Source organism: Trichocoleus sp. DQ-A2, assembly GCF_039961915.1.
Taxonomy (GTDB): Bacteria; Cyanobacteriota; Cyanobacteriia; order Cyanobacteriales; family FACHB-T130; genus FACHB-T130.
Map to the genome: position 1 here is coordinate 47,686 of NZ_JAMPKD010000007.1, position 18,832 is coordinate 66,517.

The following is an 18,832-nucleotide window of genomic DNA, read 5'->3' on the forward strand; positions in this document are numbered from 1 at the left end:
TGCCAATGCAGGCTCTAGCACTGGTCTACGTGATGTATCTTCGCTGGAGTAGCCGTTGACCGTTCGCGGGTAACTAACTTAAAAAAGATTAAGAATTTTTGCGCGATCGCCCGGACTTTCGCCTAACCTCAAAATAGAGACGCTAGAACAGTCTGGCGTTGAGGTGTCGTGGAAAGTCCCAAGATTCTCTATGCAATCCCCCCAAACCGTAGCCGCTACCCCTGCATCGCCGCTAGAGACGATCGCCCTGGATGTCACAGGCATGAAATGTGCAGGCTGCGTGAAAGCGGTAGAAAAACAGCTAACCCAGCATCCAGGCGTCGTTTCTGCCCGCGTTAATCTGGTGACAGAAGTCGCTGTCGTAGAGTGCGAAGCGGGTGCGATTGACCCAGTTGCGTTAGCCGAACAGGTGACAGAAGCTGGATTTCCGACCCAGCCTCGCCTCGCCACCAACGCAGGCGAAAAAGCAAAAGAGGCTCTGAGTCCAGCAGAACGGCACGCCTTGGAAAATCGCCAGCAGTTAAGGCAACTAGTCATTGCGGGCGTTCTGATTTTGCTGTCCGGAATTGGTCATCTCAATCAACACTTCATCTCTTTTCCCGCTTATTTTTCACCCCTGACCAACATTTGGTTTCATTGGGGCTTGGCGACGGCAGCGTTACTCTTTCCCGGACGCCAGATATTAGTCGATGGGTGGCGGGGCTTGCGGCGAAATGCCCCTAATATGAACACCCTGGTGGCGCTAGGAACGCTTACAGCTTACACGGCTAGCTGCGTGGCGTTGCTATTCCCTCAGCTGGGTTGGGAATGTTTTTTTGATGAGCCGGTCATGCTGTTAGGCTTTATCCTGCTTGGGCGTACCTTGGAGCAACGGGCAAGAGGTCGTGCCGCCGCAGCCTTTCAGGCATTGCTGGCGCTCCAGCCAAAAGTCGCTCGTTTAATTGCTAATCCCACAGATGCTGGCGCTACGCCCAGAGCCAAGGGGAACGACTTCGGGGGCATTGAAATCCCCGTTGAACAAGTCCGAGTAGGTGAATGGTTGCGGGTTTTGCCGGGAGAACAAATCCCGGTCGATGCAGAAGTGGTGGCGGGTCAGACAACGGTGAATGAGTCAATGCTGACTGGCGAGCCAGTTCCGGTCATGAAGCAAGCGGGAGACTCGGTGGCAGCTGGGACGCTGAATCAGTCGGGAGCGATCGCGATCAAGGCAACTCGCACCGGCAAGGATACGACTCTGGCACAAATTGTCGCCCTGGTCGAAGAAGCCCAAATCCGGAAAGCTCCCGTGCAGCTATTGGCGGATACGGTGGCGGGGTACTTCACCTACGGCGTTCTGGCAGCAGCAACCTTCACGTTTTTATTTTGGTACTTCATCGGCTCTCAACTTTGGCCTGATGTCACGATGTTGAGCGCAGTAGGGATAGAGAGCCACTCAGCGATGCACTCAGTCATGCACCATGCCAGCGGCATAGACAGGGAACCCCCACCTCTACAGCACTCAGCTTTGTTACTTAGTTTAAAGCTTGCAATTTCTGTCTCTGTCATCGCTTGCCCCTGTGCTTTAGGCTTAGCGACCCCCACGGCAATTTTGGTGGGAACGGGTCTGGGGGCAGAAAGAGGGCTGTTGATCAAAGGCGGCGACGTGCTGGAACGGGTACACCACCTGGATATCGTGGTATTTGATAAGACAGGCACTCTTACCACGGGTCATCCCGTCGTTACTGATTACTTGCCGGTGGGGAACTTCCTCCCAGAAAGCCTCCTCCAACTGGCGGCGGCGGCAGAAAGTGGCACAACCCATCCCCTCGCAGAAGCAATCGGGGAAGAAGCGCACCGCCAAGAGTTAAGCCTCCCTCTCGCCCATGAGTTTTATACGGAACCGGGACTAGGGGTATCGGCTTTGGTCGAAGGCGTGCGGGTTTTACTAGGGAATGCAGACTGGTTGACTCAGCAAGGAATTTCCCTCAACAATTCCGAACAAAACCAGGCTCAACAACTGGCATCGGCGGGTAAAACAGTGGTTTATGTCGCCGCTGACGGTCAAGTAGCGGGGTTAATTGGCGTCACCGATACCCTCCGACCAGATGCGAAAGCAACGGTGTCTCGCTTGCGACAAATGGGATTGCGGGTGATGCTGCTGACTGGAGATCGGCTGGAAGCGGCTAGAGCGATCGCGTCTCAGTTGGAACTTAATCCAGACTCGGATGTCTTAGCAGATGTCCGTCCAGACGCCAAAGCCGCCGCGATTGCCCAGCTACAAACTCAGGGTCAGCACGTCGCAATGGTTGGCGATGGCATTAACGATGCCCCCGCTTTGGCACAAGCAGATGTTGGCATTTCCCTCCAAGGGGGAACCGATGTCGCCATCGAAACTGCTCAAATTGTTCTGATGCGCGATCGCCTTCTGGATGTTGTCAAGTCAATCCAGCTTTCTCGTGCGACTTTCAACAAAATCCGCCAAAATCTTTTTTGGGCGTTTGCCTACAACACCATCTCCTTGCCCGTCGCTGCGGGTGTGCTGCTACCCACTTTTGGGCTGGTTCTCAGCCCATCCGCTGCTGGAGCATTAATGGCTTTTAGTTCTGTCAGTGTTGTTACGAACTCGCTTTTACTCCGTAAATCTCTCTCTACTGACAACTAATTGAGTCCAGGTGGGTTTATCAGTCGGGTTGGTGTCTTTCAAATATCTTAATTAAACCCGCTTTTCCACAACTGCCAACGAACAATTGACCGCTAACCCGGTGTGCCACAATATGATAGAGGAGATTATAGATTATAACCCTCCAAACACATCAAGCCTGCTCCAAGCTGACGACACTGGCTTCAGGGAAGGCGAGGGTGTTACGCTGGAGTCCTGCCAACCTCCGCCAAAGCGCCTCTTGTTTTCCTCAAGATAATGCTCGGTCGAGTGTTGATATTCAGGGTGCAGGCACAGGCGCTTATCCCGCCGGTTGAGAATGGTGCCACTGTTAGTCTAAGTAACTGTTTTTCACAAACCAACCGCCCTCTCTCTAAATAATTTTTCAATGGCTGTAAAACTGCATCTGAACCATATATTGATTATTGAAGATGATCAGGGACGTAAGGAGTTCCCCTTAGAAAAGCCCGAATATTGCATTGGCAGAGACCAGAAGTGTGATATTCGGTTGTACTCCCAATTTGTATCGCGTCGGCACGCAACTTTAGTGCAAAAATTGCGTGCGGATGGCTCTTACTATTATCGAATTGTCGATGGCGACAAAGGCAAGCCCAGCGCCAATGGTCTGTTGATCAATGGTCGAAAACTCCAAGCTCACGATCTCGAAGATGAAGATGAGATTGTGTTTGGGCCGCAAGTGCGGGCACGCTACTTCCACCTGAAGCGAGAATCCATTCCCACGGGACCTCCAGATGAGTGGGACATTACCCTGATTAGTCCCAATATGGTTGGCGATGGGGAAGAACCTTAATTTTCTGCATGAAAATCTCGCCTGAGAACTTCCCAGGGGGGAGCTTGTCTATCCGGCGACGCTTTCAACTAGTTGCCAATGGCGATTTTCCGCGATCGCCTGATGCACCTGATAGAACATCTGGTGGCAGTGGTTGTCCACTTGCAGGGGCAACTCTTCGTTTTTCACTACAAAATTCATCCGCACTTCTCGGTCGGTAGCGGTCGATTTATCGATGAGCACTTCCACCGTCACCAGCTTGGCAAAAGAGACGTGACCCGGTATCTCGCGAGCCATCAAGTAGTCTCCAGTGTTGTAGATAATATCGAAATTACAGGACTCCAAAACTTCTATGAGCACCTGCTGGAGACGCTCAAGGGGAACTGCAACGATAAATGAACAAGTATAACGAGCCATAAAAAATCCCCGACGTCATATCCCTCGACCCTCTTATCATACCGAACCTTCGTTTCGGGTCAGAAAGGAATGCTTGCTTCTAAGGCTAGAGCCATCACCCAGCCTTTATCAGCTTCCAGCATACCAGTCGCTCCTCCGGAAGAACTAAGTAGGGAAGTTACCAAAAGCACGGGGTGGGGTTGACTGATACTTTGGAAGAATGAAGGATGAGTGGGTAGTGGATTCATCGGTTCTGGTGAGCCACATCCCGATCTTGAGCAAGAAAAAAGGGCTGTGATGATAAGGATTGGGGAATGCAGGGCAAGCTGATTGTGTTTGAGGGAGTGGAAGGAAGCGGTAAAACAACTCAGATGCAGCGATCGCGCGATTGGCTTCTGGAAAGGATGAAGGCAGAATCTCCGATTTTCTCGCAGGTGGCGATCACCAGAGAGCCAGGGGGTACAGAATTGGGTAAAGCTTTGCGCCGCTTGTTGCTCGAAGGGACTCTGAATCACCCCATTCAAGACCGGACAGAACTATTGTTGTATGCAGCAGACCGCTCGCAGCACGTTGAAGAAGTGCTAAAACCAACCCTGGCGGCGGGAGGAATTATTTTGTGCGATCGCTACACCGATTCAACTATCGCCTATCAAGGCTATGGTCGAGGTCTTAGCCTATCTTTAATCAAGAAGATATGCCAAATGGCGACAGACGGACTGGAAAGCGACCTCACCCTGTGGCTAGATGTTGACGTTGAAATAGGTCTAGCACGCGCTAAAGCCAGGGGAGCCGCCGACCGAATGGAGCAAGCAGAATTGGCGTTCCACCAACGGGTACAGCAGGGGTTTAGAGCCTTAGCAGCAGCCCATCCCCAGCGGATTGTGCGGGTGGATGGCAGTGGCACTGAGGCAGAAGTCCAAGGGAAAATTCAGGCTATCTTGACTCAACGGTTTCGGGAATGGTCTCTAGAAAATTAAAAATCTATAATTCCCTGGCAGTGGGGATTAAACTATCAAGACAATTTTTGAGGGTTGGTTCCAGACGCCATATATCGCGTCTCCAGGGTAAATGGTACTGCTTGCAAATTTTTTGAGTTTTGCCTTTCTTTGCGGTTAAATGGATTTTTTTGCGGAACTTGTCGGACAAAACCGAGCGGTTGAGTTACTAACTCAGGCAGTGGCTCAAAATCGGATTGCTCCTGCCTATCTATTTGCGGGTCCCGAAGGCATCGGACGCAGCATGGCGGCTCAGTGCTTTGTAGACCTTTTGTTCTGTGCCAACCTACCCGCAACTGAGCCAGATGCCTCCGAATCTCCTGTGATTAAGGAAGGAAGCAAGGGGAGTATTGCGTCTATCAAAAACCGCTTGCGTCAGGGCAATCATCCAGACTTATTTTGGGTGCAACCGACCTATCTGCATCAGGGTCAACGATTATCTGCCGCCGAAGCCGCCGAAGCGGGTGTCAAGCGCAAGGCTCCGCCGCAAATCCGGCTGGAGCAAATTCGGGAAATTACCCAATTTCTGGGACGTTCGGCGCTGGAGGCACCGCGATCGCTCGTTGTGCTGGAACAAGCAGAAACAATGGCAGAAGCGGCTGCAAATGCCTTACTCAAAACCCTGGAAGAACCGGGACGAGCAACGCTGGTTTTAATCGCACCAACGCCGTCGTCGTTGTTACCGACGCTGGTATCGCGCTGTCAGCACATTCCTTTCTATGGTTTAGACTCGGCGGCAATGGAGCAGGTGTTGCGGAAGACGGGTCACGAAGAGATTTTGGAGCATCCGACGGTGTTAGCGATCGCGCAAGGCAGTCCGGGAAATGCGATCGCTTCCTGGGAGCAACTCCAAACGATTCCCCAAGACTTACTTCAGGACGTTATCCATCTGCCAAAATCGTTTCGTGACGCCCTTGAACTCGCCAAACGGATTGATAAAACTCTCGATACAGAAGCCCAACTGTGGTTAGTTGATTATCTACAGCACACTTACTGGCAGCAATTCTTGAACGGTGTAATTCATAAATTGCCCCTCCAGCAACTCGAAAAAGCCCGCCAATCTCTCCTGAGTTATGCTCAACCGCGACTTGTCTGGGAAGTAACGCTATTAGAAATGATTTAAGCCACCATTTGAGAGGAAAAAATTGCCTTAACTCTCTTCAGATGAGGGCTTAAATTCAGGGGAATGGGGGCTTTTAATTTTTTCTTTTGCGTCTGGTTGCTGGCAGGCAATCATGGTTGTGATGTGTTCTTTTTCGTCATTGCGGATGGCAACGAACACATCGTAAAGATTCTCAATTTTTGGGCGACGCTCCCTTGGTGTATGAGAGATTTGAAAATCATCAAACATGTAAAGATCGCCCTCGTGGTAGTAATCAATTGCTATCTGTGGAGCTGGCTGAGTTTTGAGTTCAGCCTCATGATCTGTTAGAAATTTATCGTAGGTGTGGTAAGCACCTTCTTCGACTAACTGATTAAAGTAGTAAGCCGATCTGGGAGCAATCATGTATACAAAGACTAGAATCCAGTAGTAAGCCAGGACGCCAATCCGAGCAATCATGCGATCGCTCCACGATTTCCCCCCACCCAATGCTTCGATGATGCGGAGATGATGCAACTCATTCCAGGACTCAGCAAAGTGAACCTTGATCCAATCAGCATAAGGCCACGCGCCGAGACTTTCATAGAGATGAAGAACCGATAAATAAGCAAAACAAGGAACGCGAGCGATCGTTTCCAAGACATAAAATCTTGCATACCATCGCTCTTGGTAAAAAGTTTTTAAAATAAATTCTAAGAAACTAACGAGTAAACGAATCATTCTCCTAGTCTGCTTTTAAAACGACTAATAATTATAAACTCATGGATTAAGTATAAATAAATGTAAAATAATTGACAAACCAAGTAACCCTATTGATGTAGTTCAGGGGGCTAGCTGATATTGAATTTTTATACTTACCTAATACTCACCTACTGAGACTGCCGGACATCTACTGTGCGGACAACACTTATTGACCAGATTGTTCCACTAATTTTCTCAGACGCAGATATGCCTCTTCTGGGGTGAGCGGTTCAGATTCGGTTTCGTTAGGAATATAGAATTGGCTGCTATCTGGAAAGTAGCGGACGACAAAACTAGGGATAAGACCTAACTTTAGAGCTTTTTTTCCAAATTGTTCTGCTGTTTCCGAAAGGGTCAATTCATCATGGAACTGAGGTTGAGTCATAATCTTTTTGTCTCCTCAATAGTGTTTATAAATATAAACTAATAGGGACGCTAAGTTACAAAAGCTCAGGCAATAGCGCCACCAAGTGTAATTTACAAACAGTCCCTTAAAAGGGAAGCTGGGAGTTTACTAAGCAGAGGGTTCGACAAGGAAGGGTTAACAAAAGCGCGATAGCGTTAGCGAAGCGAGGCGTTAGCCTAGCGCTGACTTGTCAGTTCGCCATCCGACTTAGCGTTTCCGGAGGATAATCGCTGTTTCCCTGACCGTGTAGTACCGTGTAGAAACTCCCAGAGGGAGATTGCCATTCATTTGTTGTCCTTATTAACCAAGTTAATGCCTACCCCTTCCCTGAACTTCTACCGGAGGAGTGGGCATTACGTTAAATCTCTTGGTGATCTTATATACCAACCACTGAATGGTAGATTTCGGACAGTTTTCTTAGTTGACTTCTTCCTCACACATCGTCAACACGCTTGGCTTGCAGCGTTTGATGGTGACTTCGATCCCGCCAGCTTTTTCACTTTGGATATCTTCAATATAGCCAGGGCACGCAGTTGCTGCTTCAGCGGAGTTGTGAAAGGGACCAAAATAGTAGATACAGCGAGGCTCAGTAGTGGCAATTTCCACCCACCAAGACATCCGGAGACCTTGTGCAAATCCTGTCAAGACCTCTTTGATTGTTTTGAGCAGTGCCATAGGAAGTGATAACTAAGAGAATTAGGGATTAGACAAACTAGACAGAGGCATTGAAATTCTCGTTTGAACTGAATGACAGTTCTGCCCAGCTCGATAGGATAACCTGGCAGTCGGCTCATAGTTGTACGATTCTGCTTTCATACAACTGCGTTACTGTACTCAGATGCGATCGCCAAATTGATATTTTATATCTTTTAGAAAACCTCAAAGAATATCAAACACAAAATTTGTTCTTGAATTCTAGTTTAACGGATGCAACTTGGCACAAGTGTATGCAATACAACCTTAAAGTTCAAGATATTGCTGAATAATCAATAAACCCTGACATTAGCAGCGTAACTGTTGACCATCACTAGCTTTCTGTTTTTGGGATATTTGCTCCCACGCCTAGTTCTTTTTTACTTGTCTTTAACTGCTTCCACAGAGACTTAATATCCTTGTATGCCTGTTCGGAAGAAATCTTACCTCCGGTTTGCAACGCAGATATATAAGAAATTTTTTGTGCAAATTCCTGTAAATTCGCATTAAAAGCTAGCTCCTCTGGAGTGAAACGACCCCAATAACGACTCTGGGGGTTGAGAAAGCTTAATTTATTGAGATTCTCTGGCATGGTACAACGCTCTGAATTAATTTTATAGTTAATCAACAGGTAGGCTAATTAAAGATTACTTGCCTGCACTCAATTATTTATAAATCGGTAATAAAAAACCATTACTTATTCCCATCATCTACAAAAAATCTTGCTTTTTAGAGCATTCTTTAAGATTTTAGCTTTATAAAGTCTACTGTTATTTATACCCCTAGTTTTAGTAGTCTAGGAAATACTAATATTTCGCGAACGCGACAGTGGCGAGGTAAGGTGGGAAGCTGCCAAACACAAAGCGAACTGTAATCTGGGTGGGGAAGGTTAATCGCTGGCGTTGATTGGTATCTTCCTCTGTGGCTAATGATGAGGAAGCCTGGAAGTTTTTCAAAACGCAATGGGGCGATGACACAGATAGGGAAACTTCTTGTTTTTGCATACAAAAACTGCTAGGGCAGTTTGCCCAACTCCGTAAGAATGCACCTTTGGAACTTTACCCGTTACTGTTTTACCAAACTTCTACCACAGGGCTGGGTTGAATGTTAAATTTACCTGTGATTGGAAGCACAAAACCTATGTTTAGGAAAGATAGCGGTATCGTGGATAGAACAGTAAAGTTGTCAAAACAAGCGTAAGAGCTACAGCTTTGAGACATCTGTTTTATAAAATATAAGAGTTTTAAACGGCGATCGCGAGAATTGCCTTGCACTTCTAAGATAGAATGAACCGACTGGGAAATTATTAGGCGATCGCGCATCCAAAAAAACCTTCTATTGCAGTTTCTCAGGAGGTTTTTATTTGTGTTTGCGACAGATTACAGCTCAGAGAACTTCCAGAAGACGCTGCTACGCGATCGCATACATAACGGTTTCAGTATTTCTAGCAGAGTTTGTAACTGTTTAGCTAAAATTGTATCGCTAATAAATAAACGAAATTATTCTCATTCAACCTGATTTTTCGCTTACACTAGAGGGATCAGCGAACCTTAAATCTATTTGCAATTCTGAATATAAAAAGCCCCTATCAGTTGCTTTCTAGGGGCTTGGTGTTGTCTGTCAGTATATCCCGTTGCAGCTTCTTGCGGCAGGATAACGATTATCTAAGGCTTAACTTTTGTCCTCTTCGCCTGCATCTATCTGAAGAAATAGATTGATGTAAACTCAGTGAATAATTGTATTAAAAATCACAAGCAATTTTAATTAGGTTCTTTCAAAACTTGTCTTTTCATACCCCGCGTAACTGAACTCTTGATTGCGTTCGTTAACGAAGCGGTGCTTAGTGCAAAGCAACTTTGTGAAGCGATCGCAAAGCGTATGCAGAGAGTGATAGAATCTCCCTTGTGCTTTACTCACATTGCGCTCGGTTCCGCACTACAGGGTGTTGTACATCAAAGATTTTCCAATCGCTAAATATTTAGTTAGAAAACCCTAATTATTTCCATAATCTCAAAAAATAAGCTTGAATATACATTAGTTAAATAAAATTTACTTTTTGCCGCTATTTGCATATTTAATTTATTCATTTAATAAATAGATAAATAGGGGGAGCAAGGATTGCCTCTTTTGGAAGGGCGCAATTAGAGAAAGGAATGTTAAAAGGAAAAAAGCAGTGAACTTGATAGAGGGTAAGAAGTTCTCAATCATGCCCTTAGTGAAGGTAAAACTATGAAAAATGAAATAAATGTGAACTTATTTGCCCAACAAATTCAGCAAATTAACTGGCGATTAGCTGAGCTGTACAAAGGGGCAACCATCGCTCCGCCTAAAGAGCCAGAGCTACTGCCAGTCGCCTTCAAGGAGTTGGGCATCGCCTCGGAAACGCTACAAGTGGCGCTAGAGGAACTACGCCAGCAGAATGAGGAACTTGTAGCCGCACGACAGGCGTTGGAAGCCGAACGCCACCGCTACCAGGATCTGTTCGAGTTAGCACCGCAAGGCTACCTGGTGACGGATGCAGAAGGGACAATCCGAGAAGCCAACCGCGCTGCTGCTAAACTGCTCAACGTGTCGCCAGAGTTTTTAGTGGGCAAACCGTTTGTCATCTTCATTCCTCAAGAAGAACGTCGAATCTTTCGTAACGAACTGACTCGGCTGCATGAGCAGCAACGAGTATATGAGTGGACAGTACGCCTACAGCCCCGTAAAGGTGAGATTTTTGACGCGGGGATAACAGTCGCCACTACTCATAATAATGGGGAAGGCAAAGCCGTCACATTGCGTTGGCTGATTCGCGATATCACTGAGCGCAAGCGGGTAGAGAAGGCGCTAGAAAAAAATAACTACGACCTCAAGCAAGATCGCCCTGTACAGGCTTACTCCAAAGGAGAAATCATTCCCCTCGACCCTCAAAACCTGTGGTTAGTGTGTCGGGGTTTGGTGAAGCTGAGTACGATGAGTGACAATTGTGAAGAGGTGCTGGTAGGGTTAGTCGGTCCTTCGATGCCTTTTGGCTCTTGTTTAACCGCCCTGTCAACCTATCAAGCAACTGCCGTCTCGGACGTGCAGATAGTTAACATTTCCCTCTCAGAGATAACAGCCTCCCCTCATCTTGCCCAGACTATTTTACCGAAAATTAATTTGCGGTTGCGGCAGACAGAATCGCTTTTGGCGATTTCTGGTCAGCGACGATTGCAAGACCGCTTGCAGAATCTATTGTTGCTGCTGAAACAGGAAGTTGGCGAACCTGTGCCGCAGGGAACTCGTTTGAGCGTTCGTCTCACCCATCAAGACCTTGCCAATGCCTGCTGCGTCACCAGAGTGACAATTACCCGTTTGTTAGGGAAGTTACAGCAAGAAGGAAAGATTTCCTTTGACTCCAAGTACCACATTATCCTCAAAGAAGGGAGCTTCTAGAGTAAGCGGTTAGGGGTGAGTTATCAGTTGTTGGTTGATTAACAAGTGACAGTGGGTAGCTTGAAATCAAGTCTGAAGACTGTCTATGCCAACGGCGTCAGAGAGGGACGCTAAGCTGTGTTCCTGCAATTTTTGCAACAGACCCTCCAGAATGCGGCGTACCATCCAAGGACCTTCATAAATCCAGCCAGTGTAAACCTGGATCAGGCTAGCACCCGCCGCGATTTTCTCCCAGGCATCTTGGGCAGTGAAGATGCCGCCGACGCCGATAATGGGCAGTTGACCTTGCGTTTGCGTGAAGATAAAGCGAATGACTTCGGTAGAACGTTCTCTTAAAGGGGCACCGCTGATGCCACCGGCTTCTTCACTCACGGGTTTACCAGTTGGGGAAAGTATCTGGGTTTTTAGATGATCGCGCCGGATAGTGGTGTTAGTGGCGATGATCCCAGCCAGTTGGTAATTTTTAGCAAGTTCAATCACAGAAGCGATCGCTTCCCACTCCAAATCTGGGGCAATCTTTACCAGTAGAGGTTTTTGTCCTTGATTTTCCTGTTGCAGGGCATCTAGAATCAGACTCAGCTGATCCGAGGACTGGAGACTTCGCAATCCTGGTGTATTGGGTGAGCTAACGTTAACGACAAAGTAATCTCCCAAATCCTTCAAAAGGCGAAAACTACCCAGATAGTCAGCAGCCGCAGCCTCTAGTGGCGTTATCTTAGATTTACCTAGATTAATTCCTAGGGGAATGTTGAAGGTTGAAGGTTGAAGGTTGGAATTTTCAGCTTTTAACTTTCCACTCCAGCTTTCCAACCTTTGCGCCATTGCCGCGGCCCCTTGGTTATTAAATCCCATCCGGTTGAGGGCGGCTTTGTCCATCGGCAAGCGAAACAAGCGAGGACGGGGATTTCCCGGTTGCGCGTGTAAGGTTACGGTGCCGAGTTCCGCAAAGCCGAAGCCGAGACTGGGCCAAATCCCAGCCGCGACGCCATCCTTATCAAATCCAGCGGCTAGACCCACTGGATTGGGGAACTTTAGCTTCCACAAAGTTTGTTCTAAGCGAACATCTCTCTTGGCGTAAGATTGCTGTAATTGTGCAACAATCCAGCTTTTGGGGGGATGAGAAGGCGAACCGGCAAGAGCGCTGAACAGATGGAGCGTTTGTTGATGCAGCCATTCTGGATCGGCTTTCAATCCGGAAAATAATGCCGGACGAATTGCGAGTTGATAGATATCCATAATTTAATCATTCGTCGTTAATCATTAGTCATTGGTAAAAAAGAAAACAAAAATAACTAATAATTGACAACCGACTATCCTCAAGTAAGGGCATTCTAGATATTACAAGCTTTGCAAGAGACACCCACGAACAAAGTTCATACCAAAAACATGAAAGTCTCTTTCCCGCACGCCCGACTTCCGAGTTTTAAGACACTCACCGATGAGCAAAGTTTCACAACGAATAAGCTGAAAATATTTCCTTTTGAGACGCTCTGGTTTGTTCGGGCAATCCGCGAGTAGAGCGCCGCTACGCTAACAGTCCTACTTTCAAGTGAGAAATCTGACAAGCGACAAGCGATCGCAATGAGTCGGGTCGCGGTTGAATAACATGGATCAACACCACACTCCAGACCAAAGTCCAGCGGACTACGAAAACCAACTTGTTGCCTTGGGGCGCGTCCTTCAGACCATGCGGGAAGAGGAGAATGTTGACGTTCTCATCGAAACCACCCTGAATTATCTCGCCTCCGAGTTTGACTATCGCCTGATTTGGATTGGCCTCTACGATCGCTTAGATCACCGTTTATTTGGCAAAGGCGGCGTCACTCCCACCGGCGACACAAAATTTCTTAAAAGTAAGTTTACTCTAAGTCCCGGCGACCTTCTGGAGCAGGTAGTCATCCAGCAGCGCTCCTTAGGCGTCCCAAATCTCAGCGAAGAAGTGCGGGCTGGAGAATGGCGTCGAGCAGCTCAACAATTTGGAATTCAGGGTGCGTTTTTTTATCCTTTGCGCTGCAAAGACCGTTGTTTTGGTGTCGTGCTACTAGGATCGTCCTTGTGGGGTGCCACTCCTCGACCGGGAGAAAAAGCCCAGATGTCAATGCTGTTTGGGGGATTAGCTGCTGCCCTGTACCAGATTGAACTTGACTGGCAGCACTCCTCGACCAAGCGCCCCGACCAGCCGCTATTTCAGGTGCTAGACCAGATGGCGCGGATGCCTGCGATGGATCAACGCCTAGAGGCTGTGGTAGCCATGACGCAGCAATTTATTGGACCAACTCGCACCAGCGTCTACTGGTATTCCCCGGAGCGACGCTACTTTTGGCACCGAGTTGGCAACCGCCAGACATCTAAGGGACTCGCTTCCTCAGCCGCCAGTGCTGCTGCTGGTCTTACCGTCCAAGAAGTCAGCGAATTTTATCTAGCTCTGAATGAAAATCGGCTGATTGCCATTGGCGCGGGTAGAAGCCCCCTAAAAGCCGAAGTAACCGGGCGCTTGCTCTCCAGGTTGCGGGCACGCTCCCTTTTGGCTGCACCGATTCGGGTAAAGCAGGAACTGGTGGGCTTTCTGGCAGTGGAAGGCAATGAAGCTCGCATTTGGGAAGAAGCGGAAAAAAACTACATTCGTGCGGCTGCTCAGTTGATTTCCCTAGGGGCAGGAAGTGAGGAGATAGAAGGAACGCTTGAGCGTACCCAACAGGATGCCCAACTGGTGGCAGAGTGTGCCCGTATTCTCGCCGACAACACAAACGCTGAGAAAGCCTTAGATGAGTGTGCCCAGCTGCTCTTGAAGCGGCTGGGGGCAGAACGTTTTTTGGTACTGCAACAACCCAGAAGTGGTCATGGGTCATGGTTCGGGAATGGGGAACAAGACTCATTCCCGATTACTCCAGGTTCAACTGAAAACTCAAAACAGAAAGCTGAAAATTATTCGGTTGTTTACCAGCGCCAGCCACTGAATAGAAGACCCCTAACAACTTCCCTCAGCGCTGTTACAGGTGCTGACCGGCAGCTAATCGAGGAAAGTCCTGAAGCCGTGGCGATTGAAGATTGGGAACAAGACCCGCGACTGGGTCGCTGGCGGGAAAGCTTGGCGGGTTTAGGCGTGCGATCGCTTTTAGTCTGCCGGATGTCCAGTCGCGACACCTCTGAGCTTGACCCAGACCCGAAAGAGAACTTACCCCTTGTTGTCATTGGTCATAACACTCCCCGAACTTGGAACCAAACCGAGCGCCAATTACTAGGCATCGTCAGCCAACAATTAAGTTTGGCAGTCCGCACCTTGGAGATGAGAACCTCCACCCAACTCTCAGAGTCAGCCCAATCCTTCTTCCAGGCTGGCTTGAAGATTCTCTTATCGGCACCGCCAGACCCAGCCGGGTTCGATCGGGCTTGGGTGGAATTCCTCTCTGAGATGCTGCAATCTCCTCTAGCGCTCTTGCTTACTTGGGGAGGCACTCGGAAAGATTCTCGGATTGAAAACGCCAAGGTAGCGGCGGCGGTGATGGCAAACTCGCGGTTTGCCCTTCCCCCCGACCTTTCGGTTCCACTCAACGATGCATTGATTCAGGAAGCTCTAACGACTGAGGGTCTTCTAGAAAAGCGGGGCACGCAAATCCCCGGTAGATCCCGGCAATGGCTGAGCAGCGCCAGTATCGGCTGCTTGCTGGTCATGGCTCTCCCCCAGGATGAAGGCGGAAGGACGAAGGAGGAAACAACTCCCCTTCATCCTTCCGGTGGTCTGGTTGTGCTGGCAGACAGCCCCCAGCGTCAGTGGCCCGAACACTTACTTCCGGTTGTGGAAACCTTGATAGGACAGTTCGCTCGGATTCGCCAGTACACCTTGGAAAACGCCGCTCTCTATGGGCAAGTCAGAAACCTAGAACAGCTGAACTGGTATAAACATCGTTGTATGGCAAGCTTGCATTCCTCTGCCGCCGATCGCCTTAACCGCCTGAATCAACTTGTAGGGGGGGGATTATCAGACATCCCGCTGGGAGAACAAACCAATCGTGCAGACAGTTCTGTACCTTCTAAAGGGCATCCTCCAGATAAATCTTTAGCGCGTATGCATTCCTCACAACTCATCCGCGAACTAGGGAATATCCTTGGGGAGTTCGCCCCGCTCGTGGAGGAGGAGCAGTGGCAGCTGAAGCGCCGACTGACAAAGGTGCCGTTAGTGAATGTGTTGAAGCGATCGCTCTGGTTCGTTCAACCTCTCTACCATCAGCGCCAGATTCAAGTATCCATCGGAGGAGTGGGTAGCAACCTTCACGTATATAGCGACCTGCTTAAGCTGGAATGCGTCCTCTCCGAACTGTTAGCGATCGCAGCTCGTAAGGCAACCGCAAACAGCCGGATTCATCTCAAGGCTGAAGTCAAAATTCCCCAAGAGGACAGCGCTTCCCTCGTGGAATTGTTAATGACCGATTCGGAAAGTTTTGATTTGACAACACCCGTAGGAGCGGGTTTCCATCTCGAACCAACCTTGAAGATTTGCCAACGCTTCGTGCGCTCTTTTGGCGGCGATCTCCAGTTTTACCAGATGGAAGGACACCGCTACTTAACTCGGTTGTTACTACCAATGGTCTAATTAAAAATTAAAAATTGAATGCCCAATTTTTAATTTTTAATTCTTTTACACCGCTTGCGGCTGAACCTGCGGCTGGAACTGGAACAACGAATAAACCACATTCCGGCGGATATCCGTCATCATGTCCAGAAACATCTCATATCCTTCCTGCTTGTACTCAATCAGCGGGTCTTTTTGACCGTAGCCGCGCAAACCTACCGACTCGCGCAAGGCGTCCATTGCTTGTAGGTGTTCCCGCCAAAGGGTATCAATTTGCTGCAAGATAAAAAAGCGCTCGGCTTGGCGCATCAAACCAGGCTGAATTTGATCGACAGTCGATTCTTTGAGGTCGTAGGCTTTTCGCACTTCTTCTTGCAAGAAAGTTTTGATTTCCCCAACGCTCATGTCTTCTAGATGGGACGGCTCCAAATCTGCCAACAGATTGACAAATTCCTTCACCTTGGCGACAAGGCTGTTTAAATCCCATTCTTCCGAAGGTAATTCTGGATTGACGTAAGCCTCCACAATGTCATCCATTGTCCGCTCGGCATACTGAATCACCTGTTCTTTCAAATCCAGCCCTTCCAAGACGCGGCGGCGTTCGGCATAGATAGCGCGACGCTGGTTGTTCATCACCTCGTCGTACTCAAATACCTGCTTCCGGATGTCGTAGTAGTAGGTTTCGACTTTTTTCTGCGCCCCTTCCAGACTCCGGGTTAGCATCCCGGATTCAATGGGCATATCCTCCTCTACCCGCAATCGATCCATCAATCCTGCCACGCGATCGCCACCAAAAATCCGCAACAGGTTGTCTTCCAAACTCAAGAAAAACTTCGTCGAGCCTGGGTCTCCTTGCCGTCCGGCGCGACCCCGCAACTGGTTATCAATCCGGCGCGACTCGTGGCGTTCTGTGCCGATAACGTGCAAACCGCCCAACTGGATCACTTCTTCGTGTTCGGCGCTGGTAAATTGTTCGTACTCTTTGTGAATTAAGTTGTAAACCTCCCGCAGCCTTTGGATGACCGCGTCATCCGTCGGTGCTTTTTCTGAGGCAACGGCTAGCTTATCCTCTGCCTCCAACTCTGGCAGGCTCCGCTCTCCATATTGCTGTACGGCAAAATCTACCGCACTTTTCAGCTTTTGTTCCGTATCCTTGGATAACTGAGTCGGGAAAATTTGTGGGCTAACCTTCCAGCTTTTCACCTTCTTACCGGGAGTAAACCCCTGCGCGGGGGCACGTCCTGGCGCTCCCGCAACCTGGCTTAAGGCAAAACTATCTTCTTCTTCCGGCTGCACAATCTTGGGCATCAAGTATTCTCGCAGCTTCAGGCGTGCCATATAGTCCGCATTCCCGCCCAAAATGATGTCGGTTCCGCGACCCGCCATGTTCGTCGCAATCGTCACTTTCCCTTTGCGACCGGCTTGAGCGACAATTTCCGACTCTCGCTCTACATTTTCCGGTTTGGCATTCAGCAGGTTGTGCGGCACTTCTCGCTCGCTCAACAGAGTTGATAGGAGTTCTGATTTTTCTACGCTGGTTGTTCCCACAAGGACGGGTCGCCCAACTTTGTGCATTTCCGCACACTCTTCAGCGATCGCCCGCCACTTCCCTGCCTCTACCTTGTAGACCACATCGGGCATATCTCCCCGCCCGCTCGGTCTATTAGTGGGAATTTGCGTAACTTCCAGTTTGTAGATTTTTTCAAATTCGGCTTCTTCTGTCTTTGCCGTTCCGGTCATCCCGCCGAGCTTTTCATACAGCAAGAAGAAATTTTGATAGGTAATCGTCGCGAGCGTTTGCGTTTCATTCTGAATTTCTACCCGCTCTTTCGCCTCAATTGCTTGGTGGAGTCCGTCACTCCAGCGACGACCGGGGAGTACCCGCCCCGTAAACTCATCCACAATCACGACTTCCCCGTCGCGGACGATATAGTTCACATCTTTTTTAAACAGCTCTTTTGCCTTAATCGCATTAAAGATATAGTGCGCCCAAGGATCGTTGGGGTCATACAAATCCTTGACTTCCAGCAACTGTTCTGCTCTGGCAAACCCTTCATCCGTCATCAGAACGTTACGAGCTTTTTCATCTACCTCGTAATGCCCTTGCTTATTCCCGTCGCTCTCAACTTCCTTTTCCAGCGCCGAAGCGATCGCTGCCGCCTTCATGTACTTCTCAGTTGGACGCTCGACTTGCCCGGAAATAATCAACGGCGTCCGCGCCTCGTCAATCAACACCGAGTCAACTTCGTCGATGATGCAATAGTTCGGTGGACGCTGTACCACATCCGCCATCGAAGTTGCCATGTTGTCGCGCAGGTAATCAAAACCCAGTTCGCTGTTCGTGGCGTAAGTAATATCGCAGGCGTAATTTTTCTGGCGTTCGCTTGGCCCCATTCCCGATTGAATCAGCCCTACGCTCAAGCCCAAGAACCGATGCACCTGACCCATCCACTCGGCATCGCGCCTCGCTAGGTAGTCGTTGACCGTGACTACGTGGACTCCCTTGCCAGTCAGGGCGTTGAGGTAAGCCGGTAGGGTTGATACCAGGGTTTTTCCTTCCCCAGTTTTCATTTCGGCGATTTGACCTTTGTGCAGAACAATCCCACCGAGCATCTGCACGTCAAAGTGGCGCATTCCCAAAACTCTCCGCCCTGCTTCCCGCACGACTGCAAAAGCTTCTGGGAGCAACTCATCCAACAGTTCTTGGCGTTCCCGCGCTGTCTTAGTTTTCTCCAGTCGCTGTTTAAATTCTGCGGTTTTGCCCGTCAGTTGTTCGTCGGACAGCGCTTGGATGTCTTCTTCCAAGAGGTTGATATCTACAACATAAGGTTGGTATTTTTTGAGCTTGCGTGCGTTAGGATCGCCCAGTAATTTTTTAAACATAGCAGCAAAAGGAAACTTTAGAAGGATGAAGGATGTTAGCGATTCGCTGTCGCGTATAGCGGTGCTTTCTTCGCAGGATGAAGGATGAAGGATGAACTTAGGAGTCAGAAGTCAGAAGTCAGCGGAGAAGTCCTACTTGATTCATCTTTCTGCCTAGCGGTTTTATGCCTCCAAGGACCTTCGGCATTTATCAATCATCGT

The 18,832-nt window shown here is 48.9% G+C and carries 16 protein-coding genes; 7 read left to right on the plus strand and 9 right to left on the minus strand.

The features are described 5' to 3' along the window. Nucleotides 1-190: 190 nt before the first annotated feature. Entirely contained in the window at nt 191-2,641 is a 2,451-nt protein-coding gene (locus NC997_RS08460) for a heavy metal translocating P-type ATPase (protein WP_190527334.1), read from the plus strand. Nucleotides 2,642-3,026: 385 nt separating this feature from the next. Beyond that, nucleotides 3,027-3,449, plus strand: a complete 423-nt coding sequence (locus tag NC997_RS08465; RefSeq protein ID WP_190414059.1) for an FHA domain-containing protein — start codon at nt 3,027-3,029, stop codon at nt 3,447-3,449. A gap of 48 nt (nt 3,450-3,497) precedes the next feature. Here NC997_RS08465 and NC997_RS08470 read toward each other — a convergent pair whose 3' ends face one another. After that, nucleotides 3,498-3,845, minus strand: a complete 348-nt coding sequence (locus NC997_RS08470; RefSeq protein WP_190414060.1) for a hypothetical protein — start codon at nt 3,843-3,845, stop codon at nt 3,498-3,500. A 59-nt stretch (nt 3,846-3,904) separates the two neighbouring features. Beyond that, the gene (locus tag NC997_RS08475; RefSeq protein ID WP_190527336.1) at nt 3,905-4,072 is read right to left on the minus strand and encodes a hypothetical protein; all 168 of its coding nucleotides are present in this window, start codon (nt 4,070-4,072) and stop codon (nt 3,905-3,907) included. A gap of 66 nt (nt 4,073-4,138) precedes the next feature. On the opposite strand from NC997_RS08475, the gene tmk reads away from it, so the two are divergent. Then, nucleotides 4,139-4,801 (plus strand): dTMP kinase, encoded by a 663-nt coding sequence (gene tmk / locus NC997_RS08480; protein ID WP_190527338.1) that lies wholly within the window; start codon nt 4,139-4,141, stop codon nt 4,799-4,801. A 139-nt stretch (nt 4,802-4,940) separates the two neighbouring features. Then, nucleotides 4,941-5,942 carry a DNA polymerase III subunit delta' gene (locus NC997_RS08485; protein WP_190527340.1) on the plus strand — a complete coding sequence of 334 codons (1,002 nt, stop codon included), beginning with the start codon at nt 4,941-4,943 and terminating at the stop codon, nt 5,940-5,942. Between the two features lie 27 nt (nt 5,943-5,969). On the opposite strand, the gene NC997_RS08490 is transcribed toward NC997_RS08485, so the two are convergent. The 5 genes from NC997_RS08490 to NC997_RS08510 all read right to left on the minus strand — a co-directional run bounded on the left by NC997_RS08490 (nt 5,970) and on the right by NC997_RS08510 (nt 8,765). Then, entirely contained in the window at nt 5,970-6,641 is a 672-nt protein-coding gene (locus NC997_RS08490) for an alternative oxidase (RefSeq protein WP_190430516.1), read from the minus strand. Nucleotides 6,642-6,828: 187 nt separating this feature from the next. Continuing rightward, entirely contained in the window at nt 6,829-7,047 is a 219-nt protein-coding gene (locus tag NC997_RS08495; RefSeq protein ID WP_190430515.1) for a hypothetical protein, read from the minus strand. Nucleotides 7,048-7,485: 438 nt separating this feature from the next. Further along, entirely contained in the window at nt 7,486-7,743 is a 258-nt protein-coding gene (locus NC997_RS08500; RefSeq protein WP_190414070.1) for a DUF1816 domain-containing protein, read from the minus strand. A gap of 352 nt (nt 7,744-8,095) precedes the next feature. Next, nucleotides 8,096-8,353: a hypothetical protein gene (locus NC997_RS08505; protein ID WP_190527342.1), complete on the minus strand. Its 258-nt coding sequence runs from the start codon at nt 8,351-8,353 to the stop codon at nt 8,096-8,098. A 214-nt stretch (nt 8,354-8,567) separates the two neighbouring features. Further along, the gene (locus NC997_RS08510; RefSeq protein ID WP_190527344.1) at nt 8,568-8,765 is read right to left on the minus strand and encodes a hypothetical protein; all 198 of its coding nucleotides are present in this window, start codon (nt 8,763-8,765) and stop codon (nt 8,568-8,570) included. Between the two features lie 1,225 nt (nt 8,766-9,990). Here NC997_RS08510 and NC997_RS08515 point away from each other — a divergent pair. Further along, nucleotides 9,991-11,178 (plus strand): PAS domain S-box protein, encoded by a 1,188-nt coding sequence (locus NC997_RS08515; RefSeq protein WP_199292331.1) that lies wholly within the window; start codon nt 9,991-9,993, stop codon nt 11,176-11,178. Between the two features lie 66 nt (nt 11,179-11,244). Here NC997_RS08515 and NC997_RS08520 read toward each other — a convergent pair whose 3' ends face one another. Beyond that, nucleotides 11,245-12,414, minus strand: a complete 1,170-nt coding sequence (locus NC997_RS08520; protein WP_190527346.1) for a quinone-dependent dihydroorotate dehydrogenase — start codon at nt 12,412-12,414, stop codon at nt 11,245-11,247. Between the two features lie 150 nt (nt 12,415-12,564). Between NC997_RS08520 and NC997_RS08525 the strand changes: the two genes are divergently transcribed. Further along, nucleotides 12,565-12,696, plus strand: a complete 132-nt coding sequence (locus tag NC997_RS08525; RefSeq protein WP_348257776.1) for a hypothetical protein — start codon at nt 12,565-12,567, stop codon at nt 12,694-12,696. 88 nt (nt 12,697-12,784) lie between these two features. Further along, nucleotides 12,785-15,769: a GAF domain-containing protein gene (locus tag NC997_RS08530; RefSeq protein WP_190527348.1), complete on the plus strand. Its 2,985-nt coding sequence runs from the start codon at nt 12,785-12,787 to the stop codon at nt 15,767-15,769. Nucleotides 15,770-15,814: 45 nt separating this feature from the next. Here NC997_RS08530 and secA read toward each other — a convergent pair whose 3' ends face one another. After that, nucleotides 15,815-18,631, minus strand: coding sequence for a preprotein translocase subunit SecA (secA, locus tag NC997_RS08535; RefSeq protein WP_190527350.1), 2,817 nt, complete (start codon nt 18,629-18,631; stop codon nt 15,815-15,817). Nucleotides 18,632-18,832: the final 201 nt, after the last annotated feature.